This is a genomic window from Halosimplex halophilum (assembly GCF_004698125.1).
In the GTDB taxonomy this organism is placed as follows: domain Archaea; phylum Halobacteriota; class Halobacteria; order Halobacteriales; family Haloarculaceae; genus Halosimplex; species Halosimplex halophilum.
The window spans coordinates 468914-481000 of record NZ_ML214298.1 but is presented as its reverse complement, the minus strand read 5'-3'; the positions used below and the strand labels follow the sequence as shown (position 1 = coordinate 481000).

At 69.2% G+C, this 12087-nt stretch carries 9 protein-coding genes and 1 pseudogene; 5 read left to right on the top strand and 5 right to left on the bottom strand.

Going from position 1 to position 12087, the window contains the following annotated elements; genetic code table 11:
* The first annotated feature begins 290 nt into the window (after positions 1-290).
* Entirely contained in the window at positions 291-809 is a 519-nt protein-coding gene (rimI, locus tag E3328_RS13395; RefSeq protein ID WP_135365136.1) for a ribosomal protein S18-alanine N-acetyltransferase, read from the top strand.
* A 21-nt stretch (positions 810-830) separates the two neighbouring features.
* On the opposite strand, the gene E3328_RS13390 is transcribed toward rimI, so the two are convergent.
* The 3 genes from E3328_RS13390 to E3328_RS13380 all read right to left on the bottom strand — a co-directional run bounded on the left by E3328_RS13390 (position 831) and on the right by E3328_RS13380 (position 4158).
* The gene (locus tag E3328_RS13390) at positions 831-1109 is read right to left on the bottom strand and encodes a hypothetical protein (protein WP_135365135.1); all 279 of its coding nucleotides are present in this window, start codon (positions 1107-1109) and stop codon (positions 831-833) included.
* A gap of 442 nt (positions 1110-1551) precedes the next feature.
* Entirely contained in the window at positions 1552-2796 is a 1245-nt protein-coding gene (locus E3328_RS13385) for an MFS transporter (RefSeq protein ID WP_135365134.1), read from the bottom strand.
* A gap of 102 nt (positions 2797-2898) precedes the next feature.
* Complete coding sequence (locus E3328_RS13380) at positions 2899-4158, bottom strand: alkaline phosphatase family protein (RefSeq protein ID WP_135365133.1); 1260 nt, start codon at positions 4156-4158, stop codon at positions 2899-2901.
* Positions 4159-4334: 176 nt separating this feature from the next.
* Here E3328_RS13380 and E3328_RS13375 point away from each other — a divergent pair, with 176 nt between their 5' ends.
* Together E3328_RS13375 and E3328_RS13370 are read left to right on the top strand one after the other, a co-directional pair.
* Complete coding sequence (locus E3328_RS13375) at positions 4335-5861, top strand: aldehyde dehydrogenase family protein (protein WP_135365132.1); 1527 nt, start codon at positions 4335-4337, stop codon at positions 5859-5861.
* Position 5862: 1 nt separating this feature from the next.
* Positions 5863-6240 carry a hypothetical protein gene (locus tag E3328_RS13370; RefSeq protein ID WP_135365131.1) on the top strand — a complete coding sequence of 126 codons (378 nt, stop codon included), beginning with the start codon at positions 5863-5865 and terminating at the stop codon, positions 6238-6240.
* Positions 6241-6278: 38 nt separating this feature from the next.
* Here E3328_RS13370 and ileS read toward each other — a convergent pair whose 3' ends face one another.
* Entirely contained in the window at positions 6279-9551 is a 3273-nt protein-coding gene (gene ileS, locus E3328_RS13365; RefSeq protein WP_135365130.1) for an isoleucine--tRNA ligase, read from the bottom strand.
* A gap of 140 nt (positions 9552-9691) precedes the next feature.
* Between ileS and E3328_RS22850 the strand changes: the two are divergent.
* Positions 9692-10035 (top strand): annotated as a pseudogene (locus E3328_RS22850) (hypothetical protein).
* 30 nt (positions 10036-10065) lie between these two features.
* Here E3328_RS22850 and E3328_RS13355 read toward each other — a convergent pair.
* Complete coding sequence (locus E3328_RS13355; RefSeq protein ID WP_135365129.1) at positions 10066-10548, bottom strand: 8-oxo-dGTP diphosphatase; 483 nt, start codon at positions 10546-10548, stop codon at positions 10066-10068.
* Positions 10549-10773: 225 nt separating this feature from the next.
* Here E3328_RS13355 and E3328_RS13350 point away from each other — a divergent pair, with 225 nt between their 5' ends.
* Positions 10774-11901: an ORC1-type DNA replication protein gene (locus tag E3328_RS13350; RefSeq protein WP_135365128.1), complete on the top strand. Its 1128-nt coding sequence runs from the start codon at positions 10774-10776 to the stop codon at positions 11899-11901.
* The last annotated feature ends 186 nt before the right edge of the window (positions 11902-12087 follow it).

The window sequence follows — 12087 nt, the reverse complement described above, 5'->3', positions numbered from 1 at the left end:
GCTCGTCACACCTTCGCATTTTTCGTGCGCTGTCCGGCGAGCGGCGGCGTCGCGGAGCCGTCGAGTCACGGAAACGGAAAGAGAGTGGGTGGGGTGGGGAGGGTGGGGTGGCACCCATCGCGGGTGCGTTCGCCGGTGGGTGGGTCGCGATTATGAATTTTCTGATCACCGCGTCGTCGCGTGGTTTTTCGTGAGGGATCGGCGGTCGGCCTCCCGCCCGGGCTGTATCTCGCCACCGGACCCGTCCGCCGGCAGTAGACATTTGTAGGGCCGTCGCCTACCCGGCGGTAGTGACGACCGTCCCAGCGGACGAGGAGTCGGGCTCGGACGTGCACGTCCGGGAGGCCGAGCGGGCCGACCTGCTCGCGGTCTTCCACATCGAGCAGGAGGCGTTCCCCCAGCCGTGGCCCTTCTCGGCGTTCGAACGCTTCCTCGACGAGCCCGGCTTCCTCGTCGCGCAGGTCCGCGACGACGAGGACTCCCGGGAGACAGCGACGATCGGCGACGACGGCCGCGTCGTCGGCTACGTCGTCGCCGACGTGGTCCCCGAGCACGGCGACTCGCTCGGCCACGTCAAGGACATCGCCGTCGCCGAGGAGTGTCGCGGCCAGGGCGTCGGCCGCCGCCTGCTCCAGCGGGCGCTGACCGTCCTCGCGACCGAGAGCGTCGGCTCGGTGAAACTCGAAGTCCGGGAGTCCAACGAGACGGCCAGGCGGCTCTACCGTGGCTTCGGCTTCGAGCGCCGGGGTCGGCTCCCCCGCTACTACTCCAACGGCGAGGACGCGCTCGTGATGGTCCGGGAGTTCTGAGCGACCGTCGCCGTCGCGGGGTTACTGCTCGTCCCGCAACTCCTCCGCTATCGCCTGCAGGTCCGCCTTCCGGAAGCTGTCGCCGCTGTCCGCGCCGTCGCCGTCCAGCCCCTCGACGGCCCCGCGGATCGCCGTCCGCATCGCCGGCTTCGAGGGCTGGCTGTCCGTGTCGATGTCGGCGTCGACGGCGTCGCAGATCGCCGCCAGCGCCTCCTTGGTGAAGGCGCTGGAGACCTCGCGTTCGAACCGGCCGACCGAGACCCGGATCTCGTTTCGCAGGGCGTGGACTGTCGGTGACATGGTGTGGTCGTGGTCGGGGTCCGTCGTGTACGTTGTGGTCGATGAGTCTGATCTGTCGGTGGGATCGTCGCTGCGCTCCGGTGAACCGGTCCCGTAACCGCAAACAGCGTGAAAGCCCCGACTCGTTCGGCTCGGGGGTCTCGCTGCGCTCCTCGGTCGTTCCACTCCCTGCGGTGCTTGCGTCGTCCGCCTTCGCCGAACGAGTCGCCCCTTTCATTCCCACCCGCATAGACTGATCACCAGCCGAAACGGGTGGGAATGAAAGGGGCCGGTCGCTCCGGTCGCGCGCCTCGCTGCGCGCTTCACTCGCTTCGCTCGTTCCAGTGCCTGCTTCGTCGTGCTTCCCGGAGCGACCGGGGGCTTTCACGCTGTCTGTCGTACCGATCGAGTCTGTTGTCGCGGAGGCGGTGACGACGCGGACCGCTGTATCCCCCTCTCGTTCTCACCACGCGGCGAGCGCGTCGCGGCCGTGGTTGTACGAGAGGATGCCGAGGAAGGCGAAGACGCCGGTGAACGCGAAGGCGCCGCCGAGGAAGAACACCCAGTCGATGCCGACGTTGCTCGTCAGCCAGCCGCCGGCGAGCGGCGCGAGCACGGAGCCGGGTCGCCACACGAGGTCGCGGACGCCGAAACTGGAGGCGACGCCCTGACCCTTCCCCTCGTCGGCGAACAGCGCCATGCTGGCGGGCTCGCGGATCGAGTCCGCGAAGCCCAGCAGGGCGTTCAGCGCCACGAGCGGCAGGAAGCCGGTCGAGAGGTGACCGAGGACGGGGTAGACCGACGGGAGCCCGAGCGCGCCGCCGATCGCCGGGGTGAACGGGACGACCAGCGCGACGGTCCCGTAGAAGAGCCCGCCGACGAAGACGAACCGCGCCCGACCGAAGCGGTCCGAGAGGCTGCCCGTGAACGGCTGGCTGATCATGTTGGTGAACTTCTCGGCGGCGATGACGACCGAGATGCCGACGGTCGCCTCGAACCCCAGGCCGCCCGAGGCGGCCTCCAGGCCGGCGTAGATGGGCACCCACGTCCGGACGAGCGTCACCGCCACGGCGTACTGCGCCCGGAAGCTCGTCATCGTGAGGATCCGCCTGTTGAACGCCAGGTCGCTGAACGGGAACCCGCGGATCCGCGTGTCGTCGGGTTCGACCCAGAGCCAGACGACGACGAACGCCGTCGCGGAGATGGCCGTCAGCAGGGCGAAGACGGCGTCGAAGCCGAAGGCGTCGTAGAGCGCGCCGGCCGAGAACGTCCCGCCGATGGCCGCCGCGAACCGCCAGGAGTTGGAGGTCCCGATGGTGTTGGCCCGCTCGGACTCCCGGGCCAGGTCGCCGACCAGCGCGAGCGCGATCAGCCCGCCGGCGGTCGCCGCGATGCCCTGGAACGCGCGGACGCCGATGAACTGCCAGCTCGTCTCGACGAACGCGAACGCGAAGTAGACGACCGACGCCAGCCCGACCCCGCCCAGCAGGACCGTCCGCTTGTCGTAGCGGTCGGCCGCCCACGAGATGGGGACGATCCCGACCGCCTGTGCGAAGGTCAGTCCCGTCGCGAACAGCCCGAGGACGAACCCCTCGGCGCCGAGCTGTTCGATGAAGTCCGACAGCAGCGTCAGTAGCGTGATGAGCCCGAACGCGCTCGCGAACCGCGTGAAGTAGAGCGCGCGCAACTGCTTCCCGGTGTCTGTCACTGGTCGAGCGTCTGCGATACTGGCCAAAAGCGATTGCGATACTCGAAGAGTTCTCTTCAAGCGGCGACAGGTCGCGCCGCAGTCGGTCGGTCCTCGGGACGGTCACCGGAGGGCGTCGACGCTGGCGGCGGCGAAGGGGACGAGCATCTCCTCGGGGTGGAGCCCGCCGTGGTTGCCGACGTGGCCCAGGTGGTCCTCGTCGTCGCACCAGGCGGTGCGCTCGCGGTGGCTGAGGACCACGTCGCCCGCCCGGCGGCGCGCCCGCTCGCAGGGGTCCGGCCCGAACAGACCGTCCGCGAGGGCGTCCTCGCCGGTCGTCACGAACGCGTCCAGTCGGTCGTCGAGCGCGGCGGCGACGCGGTCGGTCGCGCCGTCGTCGAGGTGGAGGTGGGCCGACCGGGGGCTCCCGACCGGCGGGAGGGGGTCGCCGCCGGGACCGGTCCGCAGCGCGTCGGCCACGCCGTCGACGGCCACGAGGTCGACGTAGTCGTCGGGGTCCGTGTCGACGAGGCCGTGGTCGGCGGTCACGACCAGGAGCGTCTCGGCGGCCGTCTCGGGGTCCAACCCCTCGACGAGCTGGCGCTGGAGGGCGTCGGCGACGGCGCCAAGTTGCGCCCGGTAGTCCGCCGAGTCGGTGCCGGCGAAGTGGGCGAGGGCGTCGGCCATCCCGAAGTAGGCGTAACAGCACGTCGGGCCGTCGGCCGACTCGAGCGTCTGGCGGACCGTCAGCGCCAGCTCGGCGGCGTTGGCGGCGGGGTGGTCCTCGGCGGCGCCGAGCATCGCCTCCGAGGAGGGGCTGCCGGCGATGGACTCCGGTTGGACGGCGTGGGCGTCGACGCCGTCCGCAACGAGCGCGTCGTATATCGGGTCGCCGGCGAACAGCTCGGCGGGGTCCATCACGTCGGCGGCCGAGTCGCCGCTGCCCTTCCGGACGAACGGGAGGCCCTGGACGACCGCGCCGACCTCGGGGTCGTACCACTCCCAGCCGAGCATCCCGTGTTCGGCCGGCGTCCGACCGGTGTGTAGCGTCGGGATCGCCGACCCCGTCTCGGAGGGGTACACCGAGGTCAGCGGCGTGACCGTCCCGCGGGTGTCGAGCGCGTCGAAGAGTTCGTAGCGGTCGGCGTCGGCCCGCCAGCGGTCGAGGCCGAACCCGTCCACGAGGACGAGGACGACGTGGGAAACGTCGGTGTCGACGCCCGCGAACACGTCGTCGGGCAGCGTCCGTCCGGCGTCGACGCCGAACAGATCCGTCACTGTCGGGCCGACACCGGCGAAGCAGTAGCCGTCGTAGTCGGGACGGAGGTAGCCGTCGCGTTCGTGCTCGTCACGGAGGGCGGCCGCGACGTCGTCGCGTCTCATGGACGCGGTTTCGCGCAGACGGGCCAAAAGTGGCGGGGGCGGACGTGAACCGGTGCCACCACGGGTCGCTCGACCCGGCCGAATTCTTCGCAGCCACCGCCGACAATGTCCGTCATTTGACTTGAAATGTTCAATACGGAAACCACTAAGCCGGCGTACTACATAATAGATGATGTATGTCTACAGAGAGCGGATCCCGAGACGCGGCGGAGCGCAAGTCGGCGATCAGGAAGCGCCACGAGCAGGCGGCGAACGAGGTGCTCCCGGAGCATCGGGAGCTGTTCGTCGGCGGCGAGTGGGTGCCGAGCGCCTCCGGAGAGACCTTCGAGACGACCGACCCGACGACCGGCGAGACGCTCGCGGAGGTACAGGCCGGCGACGCCGAGGACATCGACCGTGCCGTCGAGGCGGCGTGGGAGGCCTACGACGAGCGGTACAGCGAGACGTCGACGGCCGAGCGGCAGGCGATGCTCGAGTCCATCGCCGACGCCGTCGAGGAGCACAGAGAGGAGTTCGCGCGCCTCGAGAGCCTGGACAACGGCAAACCGATCACCGAGGCGCGCATCGACATGGCGCTCGTCGTCGACCACTTCCGGTACTTCGCCGGCATCGCCCGCGCCCACGAGGGAGTGACCGTCGATACCGACGACAGCAGGCACGTCCAGACGCTCCGGGAGCCCTACGGCGTCGTCGGACAGATCATCCCGTGGAACTTCCCGCTGCTGATGGCGGCCTGGAAGCTCGGCCCCGCGCTGGCGGCCGGCAACACGGTCGTACTCAAACCCGCCGAGGAGACCCCGCTGAGCGTCCTGAAACTGATGGAGGTCACCGAGGACGTGATCCCGGACGGCGTGGTGAACGTCGTCACCGGCTTCGGCCCGGAGGCGGGCGCGCCCCTCTCGGAACACCCGGACGTCCGCAAACTCGCGTTCACCGGGTCGACCGAGGTCGGCCGGGAGGTGATGAAAAGCGCCGCGGACAACATCACCGACCTCACGCTGGAACTGGGCGGGAAGAGCCCGCTGATCGTCTTCCCGGACGCGGACCTGGAACGGGCCGTCGAGACGACCATCACGGCCATCTTCTTCAACACCGGGGAGTGCTGCTGCGCCGGGTCGCGGCTGTTCGTCCACGAGGACGTGAAAGACGAGTTCCTCGACGAGCTGGCGGCCGCGGCGGAGGACCTGACGGTGGACGACCCGCTGCTGGAGTCGACGGACCTCGGGCCGAAGGTGACCGCCGAGCAGGTCGAGCGGACGATGAGCTACATCCAGGAGGCCGAGGAGGCGGGGGCGGCGTTCGTCACCGGCGGGAGCCAGCCCGACGACGAGGCCCTCTCGGACGGCTGTTTCGTCGCGCCGACGCTCATCGACGACATCGACCACGACAACAGGGCCGTCCAGGAGGAGATCTTCGGGCCGGTCCAGGAGGTGTTCACCTGGAGCGACTACGACGAGATGATCGAACTGGCCAACGACGTGGACTACGGGCTCGCGGCGGGCGTCCTCACCGAGGACCTGACGAAGGCCCACCGGGCGATCAGGGACATCGAGGCCGGCAACGTCTGGGTCAACACCTACAACGACTTCCCGGCGGGCCAGCCCTTCGGCGGGTACAAGCAGTCCGGGATGGGCCGGGAGACCGCCCAGGAGGCCGTCGAACACTACACGCAGACGAAGACCGCCAACATCTCGCTGCGGTAGCGTGACCGTCCCCTTCCCGGAGCTCCCCCCGGGTCGGATCCGGGCCGGACACGTCTCGGTGGCGCCAGACGGGACGGCCTACGTCGTCCCCTCGGGGATGCACGAGCGACTGCGAGACGCGGTCGTGTCCGACGACGGCGAGCGAGCGGGGGACCCGAAGGTCGACCTCGCGCTGGCCGGGTGGGCCTCGCTCCAGCACGACGGGATGACCGACCGGGTGAACGTCGACGCCCCCGACGACTTCGCGAACACGGCCGTCGTCAGGCGGTTCGCCCGCTCGCACGACGCGGGCTCGGTCGCCGTGGCGTACCACCCGAGCGGCGAGGTGCGCCGGTGGACCGACCCCGCCGCCGTCACGCTGCCCGAGACGCCGGAATAGAGGGTTCGCTCAGTCCGACGCCTCGACGATTCCGACCCTCAGTCCGACGCCTCGGCGGCCGCCAGCGGTTCGATCGCGATCTCCACCTCGATGTCCTCCACGTCCCAGGTCCTACGGTGGCCGTCGGCGACGGCACCGACCTCCTCGGCGCGGACCTCCTCGGCGATCAGGTCCTCGTGGGGTGCGACCAGATCCGCGACGCGGTCGTCCTGCACGTCGTACTCCAGGCGGATCGGCGCCTCCATGTCGAGGTCGAGTTCCTTGCGCATCTCCTGGACGCGGCGGACGACCTCGCGGGCGTAGCCCTCGGACTCGATGTCCTCGGTCAGCGTGGTGTCGACGTAGACGACGCCCTCCGCGCCGAGCGCCTCGAACTCGGCGCCGGCGACGCCCTCGGGGGTGTGGCGGACGAACTCGACCATCTCCGGGTCGAGGTCGACCGGCTCGTCGAGGTCGGCCGAGACCGCCGACTCCAGCGCCGCGACGGTCGGTTCGGCCACGCGGGCGTCGTTGAGCGCGCCCATCACGCGGCCGGCGTCGTCGCCGAACTCGGGACCGAGCAGGCTCATGTCGGCCTCGGCGGAGTAGGACAGCTCGCCCCAGTCCGCCTCGGGGTCGACCACTTCGACGGCGCGGGCGTTGAGGCGGTCGGCCAGGAGATCCGCGCGGAGTTCGACGGTGCCGGCCACGTCGGTCGCGTCGGCCTCGTCGCCCGTGTCGTCCACGTCGACGACGACGCGCTTGACCGGCCAGCGGAGCTTGCGTTCGGCCTGCTGGCGGGCGTTCGACCCGGCTTCCTCGATCTCGCGGACGACCTCGATGTCCCCCTCCAGGCCCACGTCGCGGTACTCGTCGTCCGGTTCGGGCCAGTCGCACATGTGGACCGTCGGGTGGCCGGCGTCGCCGGTGAGCGAGCCGTAGACCTCCTCGGCGACGAAGGGGGCGAACGGGGCGAACAGCGCCGCGACCTCCTCCAGGACGGTGTACAGCGTCGCGTAGGCGGCCCGCTTGCTCGGCGAGTCGGACTCGTCCCACATGCGCTCGCGGACGACCTGGATGTAGAACCGCGAGACGTCCTCGACGACGAAGTCGAGGAGGGCGTTCACGGCGCGGTCGTTCTCGAAGTCGTCCATCGCGTCGGTCATCTCCGCCTCGACGCTCTGCAGGCGCGAGAGCACCCACTCGTCGACGAGTTCGAGGTCGTCGGCCACGTCGGCGAGCGTCGTCGCCTCCGGGTCGAAGTCGTCGGCCCGCATGTACGGCAGCGGGAACCGCGCGACGTTCCAGAGGATGTTGAGCCGGCGCTGCATCTCCTGGGTCTCGTCCCACGAGAAGTTCATGTCCTCGCCCTGGGCCGTGACCGACAGCAAGAAGAGGCGCATCGGGTCGACGCCGTACTCGTCGATGACCTCGTGGGGGTCCACGAAGATGCCCTTCGACTTGGACATGCCGCGGCCGTCCGGCATGTTGGCGTAGCCGTGCATGAGGACCTGCTTGTACGGAATTTCACCCATCGCGGCGGTGGCCATGCCGAGCTGCGACCAGAACCACCCGCGGGTCTGGTCGTGGGCCTCCATGATGAGGTCGGCGGGCCACAACTCGTCGAAGCGGCTGTCGTCCTCGGGGTAATCGAGGGTGCCCCACGTCGCGACCGAGGAGTCCAGCCACACGTCGAAGACGTCCGGGACGCGCTCGTACGTGGTGCCGTCCTCGGTGATCGTCAGGTCGTCGACGGTGTCCTTGTGCAGGTCCACCTCGTCGGGATCGATGTCCTGGTCGACTCGCTCGGCGAGTTCCGCGCGGTCGCCGACGACGATGGCGTCGCTCATCTCCCCGGACCAGTCTTCGGGGATCCAGATCGGGATCGGGATGCCCCAGTAGCGCTGGCGGGAGACGTTCCAGTCGGGGGCGTCCTCGACGAAGTCCCGGAAGCGGTTGTCGCGCGCCCACTGTGGGTACCACTCCGAGTCCTCGATATTTTCGAGGAGTTCGTCTTTGATGTCGGTGATCGTGATGAACCACTGGTCGGTGACGATCTGGATGATCCCGGTGTCGCAGCGCCAGCAGTGACCGTAGCTGTGAGTCGTCGTCTCCTCCGCGAGGAGCGCGCCGTTGTCGTCCAGATCCGCGATGATGTCGCGGTCGGCGTCCTTGACGAACTCGCCGGCGTACTCGCCGGCCGACTCGTCGTAGACGCCGTCGGCGCCGACCGGACAGAAGATGTCCAGCCCGAGCTCCGTGCCGCGCTCGAAGTCCTCCTCGCCGTGGCCGGGCGCGGAGTGGACGAGCCCCGTGCCGTCGCCCTCGGTGTCGACGTACTCGCCGGTGTACACTTCGAGGGCGCCCTCGCCGCTCGGGGCGTCGGGGACCTCCTCGCGCAGCGGGTGCTCGTAGGTCCAGCCCACGAGGTCCTCGCCGGTCAGTTCCTCGACGACCTCGTAGTCGTCGTAGCGACCCGCCGAGAGGACCGACTCGACCTTCGGCGCGGCGACGTAGAGCCGCTCGGTCTCGCCGTCCTTCGTCGCGTCGACGCCGACGTACTCCCCCTCGCCGTCGACCGCGACGAACGTGTTGGCGGGGATGGTCCACGGCGTCGTCGTCCAGATGACCAGCGAGCCCTCCCTGTCTTCGAGGTCGAACTTGACGTAGATCGAGGGGTCCTCCACGTCCTCGTACTCGACCTCGTTGTTGGCGATGGCGGTCTCGCAGCGCGGACACTGGGAGATGGAGCGCTGTCCCTGCTCGACGAGGCCGCGCTGGTGGGCCTTCTCGAAGCCCCACCACGCCGCCTCCATGTACTCGGGCTCGACCGTCTTGTACGGGTCGTCCCAGTCCATCCAGACGCCGAACGACTTGAAGTCCTCCTGCAGCCCCTCCAGTTGCTCATTGGCGTAGGCCTTGCACTCGTCGATGAAGTTCTGCTCGCCGAACTCCTCGATGTCCTTCTTGTTCTCGAAGTCCAGCCGCTCCTCGACGCGGGTCTCGATGGGCAGGCCGTGCATGTCGTAGCCCGGCCGGTCGGTCACGTCGTAGCCCTGCATCCGGAGATAGCGGATGTAGCAGTCCTTCAGGGTCTTGTTCCAGGTGGTGCCCATGTGGGCCGACCCGGAGGTGTAGGGCGGGCCGTCGACGAAGAAGTAGTCCTCGCCGTCGGCGCGGTGCTCTTTCGTCCGCTCGTAGGCGTCGACGGCGTCCCAGTAGTCGAACACCCGGTCCTCGACCGCGTCGGGGTCGTACTGGTCGGGCACGTCCGCGAACCGCTCCGTGCGGGCCGCGGGTTCCCCGTCTCCGTCGGCGTCGTCCGTGCTCATACGTTCACGGACCCGCCCGACGCTCTTGGAAACTTCGATTACGCGGTCGAAGGTGAGGACGGTCGGGGAGGGGAACAGCACCGGGACTCAGGCCCAGTGTGTCGCAAAGTTGTGTGTGCGTTCACGGGCACGTGGGCACTATGAGCGGGTCAACGCCGGGACACGCTGCGTCCGGGCGGGACACGAAGGAAGCCCGTCTCGCCCGTCCCAGCGGATCCCTCCGACTGACGAGACACGAGAGCGTCCCGACACTCGTCGACGCGCTTCTCGGTCTCCCGCCGGGGAGGGAGTTCAGCGAGAGCGAACTCGCCGACCACCCGGCGTCACCCGCCAGACCGTCGGTAACTACATCGGCCCCCTTCTGGAACTCGACGCCGTCGAGGAAGTCCCGAACACGTCCCCGCGCCGCTACCGAGTCGCCGAGAGCGACGCCGTTCGGGAGCGGTTCGAGTTCGACAGCGCACTAAACGCCGCCGGCGGGTGAAGCCGACACGAAAACACCCCTGCGACGCTCTCACTCCACGGCCACGCCGATCTCCATCTCGTAGCGCACCAGCGACTCGCCGTCGTCGTTCAGCACGAACTCGCCGCGGAAGGTCTCGCCGTCGAGCAGGTGCGGGAGCCACACCCGGTCGTCGACCCACATCTCGTCGTAGGGCACCGCGTCCGCCGGGTGCCACTCCGGCACCGCTTCCTCGGTCGCTTCGGGATCGCCCTCGATCCCATCCGCAGCGAACACGTGGACGTGCATCGAGTCGTCGTCGACGCTCCCGTCGCGGAAGTGAAAGTCGAACTTACCGCATTTCTCCAGCCCGACGGGGTCGACCCGCAGCTCCTCGCGGACTTCCCGCCGGGCCGCTTCCCGCGGCGTCTCGCCGTCCTCGACCTTCCCGCCGGGGCCCACCAGTTTGCCGGCGCCGAGCCCGCGCCGTTTCCGGATGAGCAGCAACTCGCCGTCGACGACGGGGTGGCAGAGCGTCGCCTCGGTCGCCTCCATACCGGGAGACGCACCCGTCGGACCGGCTTCAATCCATCGCCGCGCGAGCGGACCATCGGGTCGCCCACACCCCGTTTCACTTCCGGCGAGCCGGCCGTCGTACTCCCGGACGCCGGCCAGATTTCGGCCGGGATGTCGCGGAAAGATACCGGTTCGTTCGGCGTGCGTTCCACTTTCGCCCCGACTGGCAAACGGTTAAGTGGCGCGGGGAGCGTGGTGAAAGTAATGACGGAGGACCCCGAGGAGGGGATGCTGTCGTGGGACGAGTCGGTGTTCCGCGACGAACACGTCTTCGAGATCGACTACCTGCCGGAGACGTTTCTCCACCGCGACACGCAGATGGAGACGCTGAAGTACGCGCTCCGGCCCGCGGTCCGGGGGTCGCGGCCGCTGAACGTCGTCGCGCGCGGCCCGCCCGGCACCGGCAAGACCACCGCCGTCCAGAAGCTGTTCGGCGAGCTGCAGGCCCAGACCGACGTGAAGACCGTCCGCGTGAACTGCCAGGTCAACTCCACGCGGTACTCGGTGTTCTCGCGGCTGTTCGAAGGGGTGTTCGACTACGAGCCGCCCTCCTCTGGGATCTCGTTCAAGAAGCTGTTCTCGCAGATCACCGACCAGCTGGTCGCCGACGACCGCGTGCTGGCGGTGGCGCTCGACGACGTGAACTACCTCTTCTACGAGGACGAGGCCTCGGACACGCTGTACTCGCTGCTGCGCGCCCACGAGGAGCAGGGGGGCGCGAAGATCGGCGTCACCTGCATCTCCTCGGACCTCGATCTGGACGTGATCGACGCGCTGGACACCCGGGTCCAGAGCGTCTTCCGCCCGGAGGACGTGTACTTCCCGAAGTACGACCAGTCGGAGATCGTCGACATCCTCGAGGAGCGGGTCGACCGGGGGTTCCACGAGGGCGTCATGGCCGCGCCCGTCCTCGACCGGGTCGCCGAGTGCACCGAGGAGCAGGGCGGCGACCTGCGCGTCGGCATCGACCTGCTGCGCCGGGCGGGACTCAACGCCGAGATGCGCGCGAGCAAGGAGATCGAGATGGAGGACGTCGAGAAGGCCTACGACAAGTCGAAGTACGTCCACCTCTCGCGGCGGCTGCAGGAACTCTCGGAGGCCGAGAGCGCCCTACTGGAGGTGATCGCCGAACACGACGGCAAGCGGGCGGGCGACATCTACGACGTGTTCAACGACGAGACCGGCCTCGGGTACACCCGCTACTCCGAGGTGACCAACAAGCTCGACCAGCTGGGGATCATCACCGCCAGCTACGCCGACGTGGACGGCCGGGGCCGCTCGCGGGAGCTGACCCTCAACTACGACGCCGACGCGGTCCTCGAACGGCTGTAGCGGGCCGGCGATCCTCGGGTCGGGCGCCCCGGCGACGTTCTCCGACCGGGCGGCCCCGGCGAGGCGTTTCGAACAGCACGGCCCACCGAGCTGTCGGTCCGACGAACCGTTCCGTGCGGACGGGTCGTGTCCGGTACGTACCCTCCGTCCTCCTCGCAGTCGCATCCCTGTCTGCCGCCGTTCCCC

Excerpts from the sequence above, each read along its gene's own strand:
- E3328_RS13390 (WP_135365135.1), bottom strand. The coding sequence starts at position 1,109 with ATGTCACCGACAGTCCACGCCCTGCGAAACGAGATCCGGGTCTCGGTC.
- E3328_RS13380 (WP_135365133.1), bottom strand. The coding sequence starts at position 4,158 with ATGAGACGCGACGACGTCGCGGCCGCCCTCCGTGACGAGCACGAACGC.
- E3328_RS13375 (WP_135365132.1), top strand. The coding sequence starts at position 4,335 with ATGTCTACAGAGAGCGGATCCCGAGACGCGGCGGAGCGCAAGTCGGCG.
- ileS (WP_135365130.1), bottom strand. The coding sequence starts at position 9,551 with ATGAGCACGGACGACGCCGACGGAGACGGGGAACCCGCGGCCCGCACG.
- E3328_RS13355 (WP_135365129.1), bottom strand. The coding sequence starts at position 10,548 with ATGGAGGCGACCGAGGCGACGCTCTGCCACCCCGTCGTCGACGGCGAG.
- E3328_RS13350 (WP_135365128.1), top strand. The coding sequence starts at position 10,774 with ATGACGGAGGACCCCGAGGAGGGGATGCTGTCGTGGGACGAGTCGGTG.